General features: G+C 66.0%; 14 protein-coding genes. 7 read left to right on the top strand and 7 right to left on the bottom strand.

Annotated elements, in window-relative coordinates; translation table 11 throughout:
• Positions 1-306: 306 nt before the first annotated feature.
• The 4 genes from AS93_RS0110385 (at position 307) to rlmF (ending at position 4606) form a co-directional block, all read left to right on the top strand.
• The gene (locus AS93_RS0110385; protein WP_027590555.1) at positions 307-2136 is read left to right on the top strand and encodes an SLC13 family permease; all 1830 of its coding nucleotides are present in this window, start codon (positions 307-309) and stop codon (positions 2134-2136) included.
• Between the two features lie 69 nt (positions 2137-2205).
• On the top strand, positions 2206-2649 hold the full coding sequence (locus AS93_RS0110380; protein ID WP_027590554.1) for an NfeD family protein: 444 nt from the start codon (positions 2206-2208) through the stop codon (positions 2647-2649).
• A gap of 11 nt (positions 2650-2660) precedes the next feature.
• Positions 2661-3515, top strand: coding sequence for an SPFH domain-containing protein (locus AS93_RS0110375; protein WP_027590553.1), 855 nt, complete (start codon positions 2661-2663; stop codon positions 3513-3515).
• 131 nt (positions 3516-3646) lie between these two features.
• Complete coding sequence (gene rlmF, locus AS93_RS0110370; protein ID WP_027590552.1) at positions 3647-4606, top strand: 23S rRNA (adenine(1618)-N(6))-methyltransferase RlmF; 960 nt, start codon at positions 3647-3649, stop codon at positions 4604-4606.
• Positions 4607-4733: 127 nt separating this feature from the next.
• Here the strand turns inward: rlmF and AS93_RS0110365 are convergent, their stop codons facing one another.
• The 5 genes from AS93_RS0110365 to rluD form a co-directional block, all read right to left on the bottom strand.
• A complete protein-coding gene (locus AS93_RS0110365; protein WP_139182057.1) occupies positions 4734-5039 on the bottom strand; it encodes a hypothetical protein in 306 nt (101 codons plus the stop codon).
• A gap of 94 nt (positions 5040-5133) precedes the next feature.
• Positions 5134-5676 carry a hydrolase gene (locus tag AS93_RS0110360; protein WP_027590550.1) on the bottom strand — a complete coding sequence of 181 codons (543 nt, stop codon included), beginning with the start codon at positions 5674-5676 and terminating at the stop codon, positions 5134-5136.
• A 97-nt stretch (positions 5677-5773) separates the two neighbouring features.
• A complete protein-coding gene (gene clpB / locus AS93_RS0110355) occupies positions 5774-8338 on the bottom strand; it encodes an ATP-dependent chaperone ClpB (protein WP_027590549.1) in 2565 nt (854 codons plus the stop codon).
• Positions 8339-8567: 229 nt separating this feature from the next.
• Positions 8568-9296, bottom strand: a complete 729-nt coding sequence (gene pgeF, locus AS93_RS0110350) for a peptidoglycan editing factor PgeF (RefSeq protein WP_027590548.1) — start codon at positions 9294-9296, stop codon at positions 8568-8570.
• A 2-nt stretch (positions 9297-9298) separates the two neighbouring features.
• Positions 9299-10270, bottom strand: a complete 972-nt coding sequence (gene rluD / locus AS93_RS0110345) for a 23S rRNA pseudouridine(1911/1915/1917) synthase RluD (protein ID WP_027590547.1) — start codon at positions 10268-10270, stop codon at positions 9299-9301.
• A 128-nt stretch (positions 10271-10398) separates the two neighbouring features.
• Here rluD and AS93_RS0110340 point away from each other — a divergent pair, with 128 nt between their 5' ends.
• Complete coding sequence (locus AS93_RS0110340) at positions 10399-11361, top strand: outer membrane protein assembly factor BamD (protein ID WP_027590546.1); 963 nt, start codon at positions 10399-10401, stop codon at positions 11359-11361.
• 80 nt (positions 11362-11441) lie between these two features.
• Positions 11442-12272 (top strand): SDR family oxidoreductase, encoded by an 831-nt coding sequence (locus tag AS93_RS0110335; protein WP_027590545.1) that lies wholly within the window; start codon positions 11442-11444, stop codon positions 12270-12272.
• Here AS93_RS0110335 and AS93_RS20295 read toward each other — a convergent pair.
• Positions 12196-12507: a DUF3509 domain-containing protein gene (locus tag AS93_RS20295; protein ID WP_074467543.1), complete on the bottom strand. Its 312-nt coding sequence runs from the start codon at positions 12505-12507 to the stop codon at positions 12196-12198. The genes AS93_RS0110335 and AS93_RS20295 overlap by 77 nt on opposite strands.
• Positions 12508-12804: 297 nt before the next feature.
• Between AS93_RS20295 and AS93_RS0110330 the strand changes: the two genes are divergently transcribed.
• Complete coding sequence (locus AS93_RS0110330; RefSeq protein ID WP_027590544.1) at positions 12805-15417, top strand: DEAD/DEAH box helicase; 2613 nt, start codon at positions 12805-12807, stop codon at positions 15415-15417.
• A gap of 20 nt (positions 15418-15437) precedes the next feature.
• Here the strand turns inward: AS93_RS0110330 and AS93_RS0110325 are convergent, their stop codons facing one another.
• Positions 15438-15779 carry a hypothetical protein gene (locus AS93_RS0110325; RefSeq protein ID WP_027590543.1) on the bottom strand — a complete coding sequence of 114 codons (342 nt, stop codon included), beginning with the start codon at positions 15777-15779 and terminating at the stop codon, positions 15438-15440.
• Between the last annotated feature and the right edge of the window lie 157 nt (positions 15780-15936).

The raw sequence follows: 15936 nt of genomic DNA, 5'->3' as shown, positions 1-15936 counted from the left end.
GGGGCGGTGTTCATTCGCCCGCGCCGCGACGGTGGCCTCGGTTGCGAGGAGCCGCTGGACGCCCACGGCGAGGAAGGCACAGCGCCCCGCTGCGGCTGAGAGTTGCCGCACCACCGCGCCGGCCACACCTAGCCGGCCGCACCTAGCCGGCCGCACCTGGCCGGCCGCACCTAGCCGGCCGCACCTGGCGGCGCGATCGATCGGTGAAGCGCGATCCATCCTACGACCGACCCGGGGCCTTCCAAAAACCCCGGTTACCGGTATCGTATGCCGGCATTTCGCCACGCCTTCCTTGTCGTATCTCCCATGACCCTTGATCTCTTGCTGGTTCTCGCCCTGCTCACCTGCTGTGTCGCACTGTTCGTACGCAATAAACCGCGCATGGACGTGGTAGCCGTCCTGGCCATGGTGGCGCTGCCACTGCTGGGCATCCTCACGGTACCGGAGGCACTGGCCGGATTCAGCGACCCGAGTGTGGTGCTGATCGCCGCACTGTTCATCATCGGCGATGGCCTGGTGCGCACCGGTATCGCCTACCGCATGGGCGACTGGCTGGTGCGCACCGCCGGCAGCAGCGAGACGCGCCTGCTGGTGCTGCTGATGCTGGCGGTGGCCACCCTGGGCTCGGTGATGAGTTCCACCGGCGTGGTGGCGATCTTCATCCCGATCGTCATGGGCATCGCCGCACGGCTGCGCATCAATCCCGGCCGGCTGATGATGCCGCTGGCCTTCGCCGGGCTGATCAGCGGCATGCTGACACTGGTGGCAACCCCGCCGAACCTGGTGGTGCACAGCGAGCTGCGCCGCGCCGGGCTGGGCGGTTTCGACTTCTTCGCCTTCACCCCCATAGGCCTCGCCATCCTGGCGCTGGGCATCGGCTACATGCTGTTCGCCCGGCGCTGGTTGCGCAGCGACGACGGTCAGTCGGCCGGCGACCGCTCGCGCCATACCCTGGCCGATCTGGCGCGCGACTACCGGCTTTCCGAACGCGAGCGGCGCCTGCGGGTGCTGCCGGAGTCGCCGCTGGCCGGCCGCCTGCTCAACGAGCTGGAGCTGCGCAGCCAGTACGGCATCAACGTGATCGCCGTCGAACGCCACGGGCGTTTCCGCAACCAACTGATGATGGCCACCGGCAGCACCAACCTGCAGGCCGGCGACATCCTGCTGGTCGACCTGGCCAGCCCCGCCATCGCCCTGCTGGGCGCCTATGACGAGCTGGGCCTGGCGCCACTGCAACTGAAGAGTTCCTACTACGCGGACCACGCCCATGAGCTGGGCCTGGCGGAGGTAGCGCTGCCGCCGGAATCGACGCTGCCGGGCAAGACCATCCAGGAGCTGGGCTTCCGCAGCCGCCATCAGCTCAACGTGGTGGGCCTGCGCCGCAACCGCGAAGCGCTGGAAGGCGTGCTGGTCGACGACAAGCTGCGCCCTGGCGACACCCTGCTGGTCGCCGGGTCCTGGAAGAACATCGACCGTTTGCATGGCCTGTCCCGTGACTTCCTGGTGCTCAGCCTGCCGATGGAAGTGAACGAGGTGGTGCCGGCCGGCGACCGCGCGCCGCACGCGCTGTTCAGCCTGACGGTGATGATCCTGCTGATGGTCAGCGGCCTGGTGCCCAATGCCCTGGCCGCGCTGCTGGCCTGCCTGCTGATGGGCGCCTTCCGCTGCATCGACATGGACAGCGCCTACAAGTCCATCCACTGGCCGAGCCTGGTGCTGATCGTCGGCATGCTGCCGTTTGCCCTGGCCCTGCAGAAGACCGGCGGTATCGCGCTGGCGGTGGACGGCCTGCTTGCGCTGCTCGGCGACGCCGGCCCGCAGGTGCTGCTGGCCTGCCTGTTCACCGTCACGGCGCTGACCGGGCTGTTCATCTCCAACACCGCCACCGCCGTGCTGATGGCGCCCGTTGCGCTGTCGTTGGCCCAACAGCTGGGTGTGTCGCCCTACCCCTTCGCCATGACCGTGGCGCTGGCCGCCTCGGCGGCGTTCATGACACCGATCTCCTCACCGGTGAACACCCTGGTGCTCGGACCGGGCCGCTATCGCTTCGGCGATTTCGTGAAGATCGGCGTTCCCTTCACCCTGCTGGTGATGCTGGTGACGGTACTGCTGGTGCCGCTGGTGTTTCCGCTGTAAGCGTCTGCGACGGGCGATGCGGCGGTCGAACTGGTAGGCTGCGCGGGCGATTCATCCCGGAGGGAAACGATGACGATCGAATGGTGGTACTGGGTGGTCGGTGGCGTGCTGCTGATCCTGCTGGAGCTGGCGATCCCCGCCTTCTTCGTACTCTGGTTCGGCCTGGGCGCGCTGCTGGTCGGCCTGCTGATGCTACTGGCCGGCGCTCTGGCGCTGACCACGCAGCTGCTGGTCTGGGGGCTGGCCTCGCTGGCCATGGTGGCGCTGTGGTTCAAGGTGTTCCGCCGCGACCGGCACAAGACGCTGATCGGCACCGCCGACGGCACGGTGCTGGGCGAAGTCGGCCTGCTGGTCGGCGCGGTCGAGCCGTTCCAGCGCGGCAAGGTGCGCTTCCAGCGCCCGATCCTCGGCGCCGATGAATGGGCCTGCGTGGCCGAATCCGCAATTGCCGCCGGTGAGCGCGTGCGGGTGATTTCCGTGGAAGGCAGTTTTCTCAAGGTTGCCAAGGCTTAAGGAGTAGATCCATGAGTGAAGGATTGATTGTTGCGGTAGTGCTGCTGGTGTTCATTCTGGTCACCGTCGCCAAGGGTGTGCGCCTGGTGGCGCAGGGTGAGGAATGGGTGGTCGAGCGCCTGGGCAAGTACCACAGCACGCTGCGACCGGGGCTGAACATCCTGATTCCCTATCTGGATCGGGTGGCCTACAAGCTGGTGACCAAGGACATCATCCTCGACGTGCAGGAGCAGGAAGTGATTACCCGCGACAACGCGGTGATCCTCACCAACGCCATCGCCTTCGTGAAGGTCACCGACCCAGTGAAGGCGGTATACGGGGTGACCGATTTCTCCGAGGCGATCCGCAACCTGATCATGACCACGCTGCGTTCGATCGTCGGCGAGATGGAGCTGGACGAGGCGCTGTCCTCGCGCGACAAGATCAAGGCCCGCCTGCGCGAGAGCATCGCCGACGAGGCCGTGGACTGGGGCCTGACGGTGAAGTCGGTGGAGATCCAGGACATCAAGCCGTCCGAATCCATGCAGCGCGCCATGGAAATGCAGGCCGCCGCCGAGCGTGAGCGCAAGGCCACCGTGACCCGCGCCGAAGGCGCCAAGCAGGCGGCGATCCTGGAGGCCGAGGCCCGCCTGGAATCGGCCAAGCGCGACGCTGATGCCCAGGTGACCCTGGCCGAATCGTCGGCCGAGGCGATTCGTCGCGTGACCTCGGCCATCGGCAACGAAACCGGCCCGATGATGTTCCTGCTCGGCGAGAAGTACATCGCCGCCATGGAAGGCCTAAGCAAGAGCACCAACGCCAAGACCGTGCTGATCCCCGCCGATATCCAGGAAACCCTGCGCGGCGTGCTGGGCAAGCGCGGCTGAGCCGGCTTCCCCCCTCTCCCCTCGCGGGAGAGGGCCGGGTAGAGGGGGCGCACCCACGAGCGAGCGGCGCTCCCCTCCACCCGCACGGATATGGGAAAATCGCCGCCCTATCCGCCCGCCGATGTTTCCCGATGTCCACCGCTGCCCACGCCCTGCACCCACGCAACCGCCACCAGGGACGCTACGACTTTCCCGCCCTGATCAAAATCTGTCCGGAACTGGCGCGTTTCGTCATCACCAATCCTTATGGCAAGCCGAGCATCGACTTCGCCAATCCCGAAGCGGTGAAGGTGTTCAACCGCGCGCTGCTGCGCCAGCACTACGGCCTGCGCCACTGGGACATTCCGGCCGGTTACCTGTGCCCGCCGATTCCCGGGCGCGCCGATTACCTGCATGGCCTGGCCGATCTGCTGGCCGGCGACAACGGCAACCGCATCCCAGAGGGCTCGCGGATTCGGGTGCTGGATGTGGGCAGCGGCGCCAACTGCGTCTACCCGCTGATCGGCCTGCATGAATACGGCTGGCGTTTCGTCGGTGCGGACATCGATGCCACCGCGCTTAAGGCGGCGGCGGAGATCCTGCGTGCCAATCGCCTGCAGGAACGTATCGAGCTGCGCCAGCAGGCCGACCCCGCACATATCTTCCAGGGCGTGATCCAGCCGGACGAGCGCTTTGACCTGACCCTGTGCAACCCGCCGTTCCACGCCTCGGCGGACGAAGCGCTGAGCGGCAGCCGGCGCAAGTGGCGCAACCTCGGCAAGCTGGACCCCAAGCGTGCCCTGCCGGTGCTCAACTTCGGTGGGCAGAGCAACGAGCTGCACTGTCCCGGGGGCGAAGCGGCGTTCATCGACACGCTGGCCCATGAAAGCGCGCAGTTCGCCACGCAGGTCTACCGCTTCAGCACGCTGGTGTCCAAGGCGGGCAACCTGCCGGGCCTGGAGAGCCGCCTGCAAGCGCTGGGCGCGCGCGATATCCGTATCACGCCGATGGCGCAGGGCCAGAAGCAAAGCCGCTTCGTGTCATGGACCTTCCTGACGCCCAAGCAGCGCGAGGCCTGGCGCAAGGGTTGGCAGGGCGGAGAAGGCGGCTAGCGCTGCCTGACGGCGCGCATGGTGGATCGGTGGAGCGCGATCCACCCTACGAAACGGCGCGGACCCGCAGGGCGGACAGCGTTCTTCCTGTCCACCATCGCGCCGGGCACGGCGCGCCTGCGGCGCGTCAGAGAAAATGTTCGCCCAGGTAGGGCCGCAGCAGTTGGATGGCTTCGAACACCCCGCCACTCACCAGCATGACCAGCCCGACGTAGATGGCGTGCATCAGGTTGCTGCGGGCGAAACGATTGATCCACCAGCGGTGCAGCAGCAAGGCCAGGATGCCCAGCAGCGGAAAGACACCCAGTGCGATGAAAACACCGGTCTGGGTCTGCGGACGGGTCAGCAGCAGGCCGACCAGCATCCAGACGAGCAGTGCATAGAGTCGGTGGCGACGGTCGCGCCAAGGGCTGTGCAACGGAACAGGCCTCATCGTGCCTCCAAATGGTGCAGGGATTGACGTTAGTCCGTGCGCCAGCAAGAAGCCTGCCATGATATCGGCGCGATATCGCCAACTCTTTGGCAGTTCAGCGAATCAGCGTCCGGCTGATTTCCTTGAACGTCTCGGTCCCCGCCCGTTCCATCCACTCGAAGGCCACCATCTCGCCCGAGACGATCTGCGCGCCGGCCTGCCGCATGCGCGCCAGCGCCAGCTGCTTGTTGGCCGGCGTGCGCGAGGTCACCGCCTCCTCGACCACGAACACCTGTCGGCCGGCTTCCAGCAGTTCCAGCACCGTCTGCAGCACGCAGACGTGGGTCTCCGCACCACACACCACGAACTGCTGCCGCTCGCCGCCGGGCTGGGCCAGCAGCGCCGCTTCCCGGGCGGTGGAAAAGCGCAGTTTTTCCACCGGCGTCACGCCCTCCAGCAACGGCTGCAAGGCCGCCACGGTCGGGCCCAGCCCCTTCGGGTACTGCTCGCTGACCAGCACCGGCACGTTCAGCTTGCGCGCCACACGGATCAGCCAGGCGCTGTTGTCCACCAGCGCCTCGGCCTCGTGCAGGGCCGGGCACAGGCGTTCCTGGATATCGATGACCAGCAGGGTCGAACGGTCGGCGCGCATCAGCATGGGCAGGTCTCCAAGGCAAAATTGAACCTGCAGCATGCCCGCAGACGAAAACGGGGGCCAGAGGCCCCCGTTGTTCATTGGTCGTAGACGAAACAGGTTAGGCAAAGACGATCTCGTCTCCCTCCACCTTGGCCTGCACCACCGCGCCGGGTGCGAAGTCGCCGGCCAGGATGCGCTGCGCCAGCGGGTTCTCGATCCAGCGCTGGATGGCGCGCTTGAGCGGGCGGGCGCCGTATACGGGGTCGTAGCCGACCGCGATCAGCTTGTCGATGGCCTCGTCGGAGAGCTCCAGGCTCAGCTCGCGCTCGGCCAGGCGCTGGCGCAGGCGGCCCAGCTGGATCTGCGCGATGCCGGCGATCTGCTCGCGGGCCAGCGGGTCGAACACCACCACCTCGTCGATGCGGTTGATGAACTCCGGCCGGAAGTGATGGCTGACGGCATCCAGCACCGCCGCGCGCTGCGCGTCCGGGTCGCCGACCAGTTCCTGGATCTGCGCCGAGCCGAGGTTGGAGGTCATCACCACCACCGTGTTGCGGAAATCCACGGTGCGGCCATGGCTGTCGGTCAGCCGGCCGTCTTCCAGCACCTGCAGCAGGATGTTGAACACGTCCGGGTGGGCCTTCTCCACCTCGTCCAGCAGCACCACGGAGTACGGCTTGCGGCGTACCGCCTCGGTCAGATAGCCGCCTTCCTCGTAGCCGACATAGCCGGGCGGCGCGCCGATCAGGCGAGCCACGGCGTGCTTCTCCATGAACTCGGACATGTCGATACGGATCATCGCCTCCTCGGTGTCGAAGAGAAACTCGGCCAGCGCCTTGCACAGCTCGGTCTTGCCCACGCCGGTCGGGCCGAGGAACAGGAACGAGCCGCTCGGCCGGTTCGGGTCGGCCAGACCGGCGCGCGAGCGGCGCACCGCGTTGGCCACCGCGACCACCGCCTCGTGCTGGCCGATGACGCGCTGGTGCAGCATGTCTTCCATCTTCAGCAGCTTCTCGCGTTCGCCTTCCAGCATCTTGGCCACCGGGATGCCGGTCCACTTGGAGACCACCTCGGCGATTTCCTCGTCGGTGACCTTGTTGCGCAGCAGCTGCTTTTCCACCTGGCCATGCTGCTCGGCCATCTGCAGGCTGCGTTCCAGGTCGGGAATGGTCTGGTACTGGATGCGCGCCATGGCTTCCAGGTCGCCCTTGCGCCGCGCGGCCTCCATTTCCTGGCGAGCCACCTCGATCTTCTGCTGGATCTGCGCGGTGCCCTGCACCTCGGCCTTCTCCGACTTCCAGATTTCCTCCAGGTCGGCGTATTCCTTCTCCAGCTTGGCGATGTCGTCCTCGAGTTTCTCCAGGCGCTTCCTGGTGGCCTCGTCGTCTTCCTTCTTCAGCGCCTCGCGCTCGATCTTCAGCTGAATCAGGCGGCGATCCAGGCGGTCCAGCTCCTCGGGCTTGGAGTCGATTTCCATGCGGATGCGGCTGCCGGCCTCATCGATCAGGTCGATGGCCTTGTCCGGCAGCTGGCGGTCGGTGATGTAGCGGTGACTGAGCTTGGCGGCCGCGATGATCGCGCCGTCGGTGATGGTCACCCCGTGGTGCACCTCGTAGCGCTCCTTGAGGCCACGCAGGATGGCGATGGTGTCTTCCTCGCTGGGCTCGTCGACCAGCACCTTCTGGAAGCGGCGCTCGAGGGCGGCGTCCTTCTCGATGTACTGGCGATACTCGTCCAGGGTGGTGGCGCCCACGCAGTGCAGCTCGCCACGCGCCAGGGCGGGCTTGAGCATGTTGCCGGCGTCCATGGCGCCCTCGGCCTTGCCGGCGCCGACCATGGTGTGCAGCTCGTCGATGAACAGGATCACCCGACCTTCCTGCTTGGCCAGCTCGTTGAGCACCGCCTTCAGGCGTTCCTCGAACTCGCCGCGGAACTTGGCGCCGGCGATCAGCGCGCCCATGTCCAGCGACAGCAGGCGCTTGTCCCTCAGGCCGTCCGGCACCTCGCCGTTGACGATGCGCTGGGCCAGGCCCTCGACGATGGCGGTCTTGCCCACGCCGGGTTCGCCAATCAGCACCGGGTTGTTCTTGGTGCGGCGCTGCAGTACCTGGATGGTGCGGCGGATCTCGTCGTCGCGGCCGATCACCGGGTCGAGCTTGCCTTCCTCGGCGCGCTTGGTCATGTCGACGGTGTACTTGTCCAGCGCCTGGCGCGCTTCCTCGGCGTTGGGATCGTTGACCGCAGCGCCGCCGCGCAGGTTGGTGACGGCGTTCTCCAGCGCTTTCTTGCTCACGCCCTGGCCGAGCAGCAACTTGCCAAGCTTGGTGTTCTCGTCCAGCGCGGCGAGCAGCACCAGTTCGCTGGAGATGTACTGGTCGCCCTTCTGCTGGGCCAGGCGGTCAGCCTGGTTGAGCAGGCGCGCCAGGTCCTGGGACAGGTTCATGTCGCCGGTGGGGTTCTGCAGCTTGGGCAACTGGTCGAGCTCGCGGGTCAGCGCCTGGCGCAGGCTGTTGACGTCGAAACCGACCTGCATCAGCAGCGGCTTGATCGAGCCGCCCTGCTGCTCCAGCAGCGCCTGCATCAGGTGCAGCGGTTCGATGGCCGGGTGATCGAAGCCCACCGCGATGGACTGCGCGTCGGACAGCGCGAGCTGCAGCTTGCTGGTCAAACGATCGATACGCATGAAGAGGTTCCTCATTGAGAAGCGAGCGGGCGGTGAACGGCCCGTGGATGCTCCTTAGATGAGGATGATGCCCAAGGATTCAAGGGCGCCGGGCGAGCCGTGACGCCAGGTCGCAGGTGCCGAGAAGCTGCAGGGTCAACTGTAGGAGCGACTTCAGTCGCGAGCTCCTGGGTGGCGCCTGCACAAGCGCATCGCGGCTCGGCCCCTACACAATCGGCAGCGGTGCCTGTTATCGCGGCGCCAGCCAGATCAGCGAGGCGAAACGCCCGGTACGCGCGGCGCGGCGGTACGAGTAGAAGCGTGGGTCGCTCCAGGTGCACAACCCGCCGCCATACACGGCGGTGACGCCGCGCGCGGCCAGGCGGATGCGCGCCAACTGATAAAGATCGGCCAGGTACTTGCCGGAATTGGCGCTCGGCCGGAACGCCGCGTCCGCTTGCGGATGTCCAACCAGGAAGGCCTCGCGCACTTCCGGCCCCACTTCGAACGCCTCCGGCCCGATGGCCGGGCCGAGCCAGACCAGCACCTCTCCGGGCAGGCAATCCAGCGCATCGAGGGTGGCTTCCAGCATGCCGCCGGCCAGCCCGCGCCAGCCGGCATGCGCCGCTGCCACGCGGGTACCGGCGCGGTCGCAGAACAGCGCGGGCAGACAGTCGGCGGTCAGGATGGCGCAGGCCACGCCCGGCGTGGCGCTCCAGCTGGCATCAGCTTCCTGGACGCGGGCGGGATCGGCTTCCACCGCGCGGATGCCATGCACCTGGCTCAACCAGGCAGGCTGGCAGTCGAGGGCGTCCCGCAGGCGGCGGCGGTTCTCGGCCACCGCCTGCGGATCGTCATTCACGTGATCGCCGAGGTTGAAACTGTCGAACGGCGACTGGCTGATGCCGCCGCTGCGGGTCGTCACGCAGGCGCGTACGCCGGCCGGCGCCGGCCAGTCGGGGACCAGCCAGTCGGTCATCATCAGACGAAGGACTCGCTGTCCTGGCGCAGCAGGGAGAGCAGCCAGACGAAGTCTTCGGGCAGCGGCGATTCCCACTTCATGCGCTTGCCGGTGGTCGGGTGCTCCAGCTCCAGGAAGCGCGCGTGCAGCGCCTGCCGGGGGAAGTTTTTCAGGCTGTCGACCAGCGTGGGGCTGGCCGCCGGCGGAATGCGGAAGCGGCCCGCGTACACCGGGTCGCCGACCAGCGGATAGCCGATGTGGGTCATGTGCACGCGGATCTGGTGGGTGCGCCCGGTTTCCAGCTTGACCCGCACGTGGGTGTGCGAGCGGAAGCGTTCCAGCACCCGGTAATGGCTGACCGCCGGCTTGCCGCCGACGCTCACCGCCATGCGCTGGCGCTGGGTGCCATGACGGCCGATGGGCGCGTCGATGGTGCCGCCGGCGGTGATCACGCCGATCACGATGGCCTCGTAGATGCGGCTGACGGTGCGTTTCTGCAGCTGATCCACCAGCGTGGTGTGGGCTTCCAGGGTCTTGGCCACCACCATCAGGCCGGTGGTGTCCTTGTCCAGACGATGCACGATGCCGCAACGCGGTACCTGATCGATACCCGGCACATGGTGCAGCAGCGCATTGAGCAGCGTGCCGTCGGCGTGCCCGGCCGCCGGGTGCACCACCAGGCCGGCCGGCTTGTCGATCACCATCAACTGGTCGTCTTCGTAGACGATGTTCAGGGCGATGTCCTGGGCTACCCAATCGCCCTGCACTTCCTGCTCGGCCTCGAGCTCCAGCACGGCGCCGCCGTGCACGATGTCGCGCGGACGCAGCACCGCACCGTTGACGGTCAGGCGGCCGTCCTTGATCCAGCTGGTCAGGCGCGAGCGCGAATGGTCGGCGAACAGCTGTGCGGCAACCTGGTCGAGGCGCTGGCCACCCAGTTCGTAGGGAACTTCGGCGCGCAGCTGAATGGTTTGCGTGGGAGTCGGTGACATGCTGGGCAACGGGGCGCGGCCTTTGGACTGGGGCGGCGCTTGTGATTAAATACGGCGTCCTGGCCCGGAGTTCCGGGCCGCACACTATATCAGGACGGCCCGCGGCCGTCACAGGGACGCAAGCCGCCATGCACGTGAAACATCTGTTGCTGATCGCCACCCTGGCCCTTGCCGCCTGCGCCTCCCAGGAGTCCAAGGACGACGAACTCAGCGAAGCCGAGCTGTATCGCCAGGCGCAGTCCGCGCTGGACGACAAGAGCTACACCACCGCCGTGAACAAGCTCAAGGCCCTGGAGTCCCGTTACCCCTTCGGCCGCTACGCCGAGCAGGCGCAGCTGGAACTGATCTACGCCTACTACAAGAACATGGAGCCGGAGGCTGCCAAGTCCGCCGCCGATCGCTTCATCCGCCTGCATCCGCAGCACCCGCAGGTCGACTACGCCTACTACCTCAAGGGCCTGGCTGCCTTCGACCAGGACAACGGACTGCTGGCGCGCTTCATGCCGCTGGACATGTCCAAGCGCGATCCCGGCGCGGCGCGCGACTCCTACAACGAATTCGCCCGACTCACCAGCCGCTATCCCAACAGCCGCTACGCCCCGGATGCCAAGCAGCGCATGATCTTCCTGCGCAACCGCCTGGCCGCCAACGAAGTGCATGTCGGCCAGTACTACCTGACCCGCAAGGCCTATGTGGCGGCCGCCAACCGCGGCCGCTATGTGGTGGAGAACTTCCAGGAAACGCCAGCGGTGGGTGACGGCCTGGCCCTGATGGTCGAAGCCTATCAGCACCTGGGGCTGGATGACCTCGCGGCCAGCAGCCTGGCGACTCTGAAGCTCAACTACCCGCAGCACCCGAGCCTGGACAACGGCCGCTTCGTGCCGCGGGAAAGCATGGACGAACGCGGCTGGCTGGCCCGCGCGACCCTTGGGCTGGTAGAGACCGACACCACCCTGGAACCCGGCGAAACCCGGGCCAGCCAGGACGTGCAACGCCAGTACGAGGAAGCCGAGGACGCCTTGCCCGACGAGCTGAAGACGGAACGCAAGCGCTCCTGGTGGAGCCGCCTGACCTTCGGCCTGTTCGACTAGCAGGCCATGCAAAACAAGGGAGCGCCAGGCGCTCCCTTTTTTGTTTACAGTGCCCGACATAACAACGAGCGAGGCACGCCATGACCCAACCTGTTGCCCTGATAACCGGCTGCTCCAGTGGCATCGGCCGCGCCCTGGCCGATGCATTCCTCTCGGCCGGCTACCGCGTATGGGCCACCGCCCGCAAACCCGAGGATCTCGCCGCCCTGGCCGCGGCGGGATTCACCGCCGTGGCCTTGGACGTCAACGACGCCCAAGCGGTACTGGAGCTGGGCGATGATCTGCGAAAGCGGGCCGGACGGCTCGACGTACTGGTCAACAACGCCGGCTACGGCGCCATGGGCCCACTGCTGGATGGTGGTGCCGACGCGCTGCGCCGGCAGTTCGAGACCAATGTGTTCGCCCCGATCGAGCTGGCCCGCGCCTGCTTCCCCCTGCTGCGCGACAGCCGTGGCCTGGTGATCAACATAGGCAGTGTCTCCGGTGTGCTGGTCACGCCGTTCGCTGGCGCCTACTGCGCTTCCAAGGCTGCGGTGCATGCACTCTCCGACGCCTTGCGCCTGGAACTGGCACCGTTCGGTATCCAGGTCATGGAAGTCCAGCCCGGCGCCATCGCCTCCAGCTTCGGTGCTCATGCCAGCCAGCAGGCCGAGGCAATGCTGAACGAGTCCTCCCCCTGGTGGCCAATGCGAGATGGCATCCGGGCCCGTGCCAGAGCCTCCCAGCAAAACCCGACACCCGCGGCGGACTTCGCCCGCGCGGTGCTCGCCGCTGTCCAGGCGCGCAGACGCCCCCGCGTGCTGCGCCTGGGCAACGGCAGCCGCAGCCTGCCGCTCATGGCCGCCTGGTTACCCGGCGGCGTGCTGGATCGCGTGCTGAGCAAGCGTTTCGGTCTACGGCGTCAGTTCTGATCAGCCAGAGCAATGCCTGGCCACGTTCGATGGCGATGCCAAATCGAATGCTGCGAATCAGCCGGCGCAACGCGTCCGGATCCTGCAGCTCGCGCGCCGACAGCCGGCGCCGGATCAGCCGGTTCTGACGATCGCACAGCACCAGCAGGCGGCTGCCATCCGCCCGCTGCGGGCTGAAGCACACGCGAAAGTCATCCGCAAAGGCGAGCCTCAGGTACCGATAGGGATCGAACATGGTTGCCGCCCTCGCCGTTGGTAAGTCTCATCACAGGCAGAGCAAGGGGCGCACCAGCTTGCGCGGCTTCCGACCAACGGCAACTATGGCATTCCAGAGCATCGCGGCGTTTCCGGTTGCGCACGGGTGCGCACCATCGCGGCAACTCGCTCGCAATCCTGCCCTGTAACGATGCAACGCATCGCCCGGGGCTGCCCAGGTGCCGGCGGCCGTGCGAGAATTTGCGGTTTCCCTGATTCGGCCTGTGAAGTTGATGCAGTTCGACCTGTACCTTTCTCCAACAGCGGATCGCCGCTCATGAGCGCCGACATCCGCAGGGTGACCCAGCGCGACTGGCTCGAGCGTTTCGAAGGGGGCTGCGTGGCGCGCGGTCGGCGCTACGCGGAACAGGGCCGCTCCACGTTGCTCGCCATCGAAGGGCAGATTCTCAAAGCCCGCTGCCGGGGCTCCGAAGAGCACGACTATCGGCAGTCCATACGCCTGCAGCCCCGCAGTAACGCCCCTTGGGAAGTGCACGGCCTGTGCAGCTGCCCGGTGGGGTACAACTGCAAGCACGTGGTAGCAGCCCTGCTGGCCCTGGAGGATGCCCATCGCCGAGGCATCGCACCGCGGGCCAGCGAGCCCGAAGTCGAACAGATCCTGCGCACCGACCTGGAACCGCGGCCACACCTGCTGCTCAACAGCCATGTCCGTGTGCATTTCGATGCCCGCAAAGGGCGCATGACCGAGCAGATCCAGCACCGCGCCGCGCTGACATTCGAGTACGACGGACAGCGTGTACACGGCAAGGCCACCGGCGACCCGCTGCGCTTCATCGCTCCGGGCCGCCAGTTGCGTATCCGCCGTGATGTGGAGCGCGAAACCCTCTATCGCCAGCGCCTCGCCGAGCTGGGGTTCAGCATCGCCCTGCGGGTCAGCGAGGCCCTTGGCGAAAAGGATGGCGAGCCTTTCGAATTGCCCGATACCACCAGTTGGATGCAGTTCACCCGCGATGGCGTGCCAATGCTGCGCCAGGAGGGTTGGAATATCACCATCCTGCCGGACTTTCATTTCAACCTCGCCCAGGTGGATCACTGGTATGCCCACGTCAACGAAGCGAGCGATCCGAACTGGTTCGATCTGGAAATGGGCATCGAAGTGGACGGGCAGCGCATCAGCCTGTTACCCATTCTGCTGCAGGCCATTCGCAGCCGGCCCTGGTTGCTGACGGCCGACGCGCAGGACGCCGCGGATGACGAGGTTCTCTTCGCCCTCTTGCCCGGCGGACAGCGCGTAGCCTTGCCACTGGCTCGCCTCAGGCCGCTGCTGCAGAACCTGGGCGAGCTGTACTTCCAGGAGCAGCCGGCCGATCTGCAGCAGCTACGCCTGCCGCTGGCCGATGCGGCACGCCTGCAGCGGCTGGAGGCGGCGGACGATGCCTTGCGCTGGGAGGGTGGTGAACGGTTGCGAGAACTGGCGCACCGGCTCAACACCCTGAGTTCGCAGCCTATGCCACAACCCGCCGGCCTGCAGGCCCAGTTGCGACCCTATCAACAACAGGGTGTGGCCTGGATGCGTGCGCTGGGTGAGCTGGGTATGGGCGGTGTACTGGCCGACGACATGGGGCTGGGCAAGACACTGCAGACCCTGGCGTTCATCCTGTCGGAGAAGAATGCAGGGCGACTGACCGCGCCGGCGCTGATTGTCATGCCCACCAGCCTGATTCCCAACTGGCTGGATGAGGCCGCACGATTCACCCCGCAGTTGAAGGTTCTGGCTCTTCAAGGGCCGCGCCGCCATCAGGAATTCGGACGGCTTGCGGAATATGATCTGCTGTTGACCAGCTACGCCCTGCTGCCGCGTGATGCCGAGCGACTGAGCCGTCAGCACCTGCACCTGCTGATCCTTGACGAGGCGCAAAACATCAAGAACGCACGCAGCAAGGCCGCGTTGGCGTTGGGAATGTTCAACGCCCGGCAACGCCTCTGTCTGACCGGGACGCCATTGGAAAATCATCTGGGTGAACTTTGGTCGCTCTTCCACTTCCTGATGCCGGGCTGGCTGGGACGGGAGCAGGAGTTCGCCCGCCATTACCGAACTCCCATCGAAAAACACAGCGATCTCGAACGACTTACCCTGCTGCGCGCACGGGTGCAGCCCTTCCTGCTGCGCCGCACCAAGCAACAGGTTGCCCCCGAACTGCCAGCGAAGACCGAGATCACTCAGTGGGTACAACTGACCCCGGCCCAGCGTGATCGCTACGAGGCCTTGCGCCTGGCAATGGATAGCAAGGTGCGCGAGGAGATCCAGCGCCAGGGGCTGGCACGCAGCCAGCTGGTGATCCTTGAGGCCTTGCTGCGTCTGCGTCAGGCCTGTTGCGACCTACGCCTACTGGATGAAGGGCACGGCAGGGCGGAACACTCGGCCAAGCTGGTGGCCACACTCGAGATGCTGGAGGAACTGAGTGCCGAAGGCCGACGGGTACTGGTGTTTTCGCAGTTCACCGCCATGCTGGAGCTGATCGAACAGGAACTGAAACGTCGCCATATCAGCTACACCCTGCTGACCGGGAGCACCCGGGATCGCGCCACGCCAGTGCGCGAATTCCAGGCTGGCAAGCATGCGGTCTTTCTGATCAGCCTCAAGGCCGGAGGCGCCGGCCTCAACCTGACGGCTGCAGATACGGTGATCCACTTCGATCCCTGGTGGAACCCGGCTGTCGAAGCGCAAGCCAGTGACCGCGCCTATCGCATCGGGCAGGACAAACCAGTTTTCGTCTACAAGCTGATCGCCAGGGGCAGTGTGGAAGAAAAAATTCAGCAGCTGCAACGCCACAAGGCACAGCTGGCCGACGGCCTGCTTCGCGGCGCTGAGGGTGGCTGGCAACTCAGCGAAGAGGATGTCAACACACTGCTGGGCCCGCTGCAATAACGAGTGGGCCCAGCACCGGGTCAGAGGATGTGGTTTTCTACCACGTACCAGACCTCTCCGCGCGCCTTGTTCAGCAGAGCCAACTGCGCCTCTTCGTCGGCCGCCCCACCAATGGACTGACCCAGCCCGGTGACCACATAAATGATGGCATCGAGGGCTTTGGCGGTGTGCTCGTTGAGTTCCTTGCCAGCCAGGTCCAGTTTTTCGGACAGCATGTGCCAGATGTTCTGGCGAACCTCGGCGAACAGTTGATCCACTTCCTGTTGATCAGGCGCTTCCGCATTCAGAGTGGGGTGGGAAACCAGGAATAGTACCTGTTCCATCAGGTCATTGATCAGAGCGTTGTCTTGTTGAACAGCCATTGCGGAGCGCCTAGAAAATGAATGTAAGAAGTTAACGGCCTGACGGGCGAAAAGTTGAATTCCCAAAGTCGGAAAAGACAAAACCCCAACCCGCTGTGGCGGGTTGGGGTTTTGGTTTTAGGTGCTTGACGATGACCTACTCTCACATGGGGAGACC

The sequence above is a fragment of the Pseudomonas sp. RL genome (assembly GCF_000647775.1).
GTDB lineage: Bacteria > Pseudomonadota > Gammaproteobacteria > Pseudomonadales > Pseudomonadaceae > Serpens > Serpens flexibilis.
The sequence above is the reverse complement of the archived record's forward strand: the minus strand, read 5'-3'. Positions and strand labels throughout refer to the sequence as shown.

Excerpts from the sequence above, each read along its gene's own strand:
- AS93_RS0110385 (WP_027590555.1), top strand. The coding sequence starts at position 307 with ATGACCCTTGATCTCTTGCTGGTTCTCGCCCTGCTCACCTGCTGTGTC.
- AS93_RS0110380 (WP_027590554.1), top strand. The coding sequence starts at position 2,206 with ATGACGATCGAATGGTGGTACTGGGTGGTCGGTGGCGTGCTGCTGATC.
- AS93_RS0110375 (WP_027590553.1), top strand. The coding sequence starts at position 2,661 with ATGAGTGAAGGATTGATTGTTGCGGTAGTGCTGCTGGTGTTCATTCTG.
- rlmF (WP_027590552.1), top strand. The coding sequence starts at position 3,647 with ATGTCCACCGCTGCCCACGCCCTGCACCCACGCAACCGCCACCAGGGA.
- AS93_RS0110365 (WP_139182057.1), bottom strand. The coding sequence starts at position 5,039 with ATGAGGCCTGTTCCGTTGCACAGCCCTTGGCGCGACCGTCGCCACCGA.
- AS93_RS0110360 (WP_027590550.1), bottom strand. The coding sequence starts at position 5,676 with ATGCTGATGCGCGCCGACCGTTCGACCCTGCTGGTCATCGATATCCAG.
- clpB (WP_027590549.1), bottom strand. The coding sequence starts at position 8,338 with ATGCGTATCGATCGTTTGACCAGCAAGCTGCAGCTCGCGCTGTCCGAC.
- pgeF (WP_027590548.1), bottom strand. The coding sequence starts at position 9,296 with ATGACCGACTGGCTGGTCCCCGACTGGCCGGCGCCGGCCGGCGTACGC.
- rluD (WP_027590547.1), bottom strand. The coding sequence starts at position 10,270 with ATGTCACCGACTCCCACGCAAACCATTCAGCTGCGCGCCGAAGTTCCC.
- AS93_RS0110340 (WP_027590546.1), top strand. The coding sequence starts at position 10,399 with ATGCACGTGAAACATCTGTTGCTGATCGCCACCCTGGCCCTTGCCGCC.
- AS93_RS0110335 (WP_027590545.1), top strand. The coding sequence starts at position 11,442 with ATGACCCAACCTGTTGCCCTGATAACCGGCTGCTCCAGTGGCATCGGC.
- AS93_RS20295 (WP_074467543.1), bottom strand. The coding sequence starts at position 12,507 with ATGTTCGATCCCTATCGGTACCTGAGGCTCGCCTTTGCGGATGACTTT.
- AS93_RS0110330 (WP_027590544.1), top strand. The coding sequence starts at position 12,805 with ATGAGCGCCGACATCCGCAGGGTGACCCAGCGCGACTGGCTCGAGCGT.
- AS93_RS0110325 (WP_027590543.1), bottom strand. The coding sequence starts at position 15,779 with ATGGCTGTTCAACAAGACAACGCTCTGATCAATGACCTGATGGAACAG.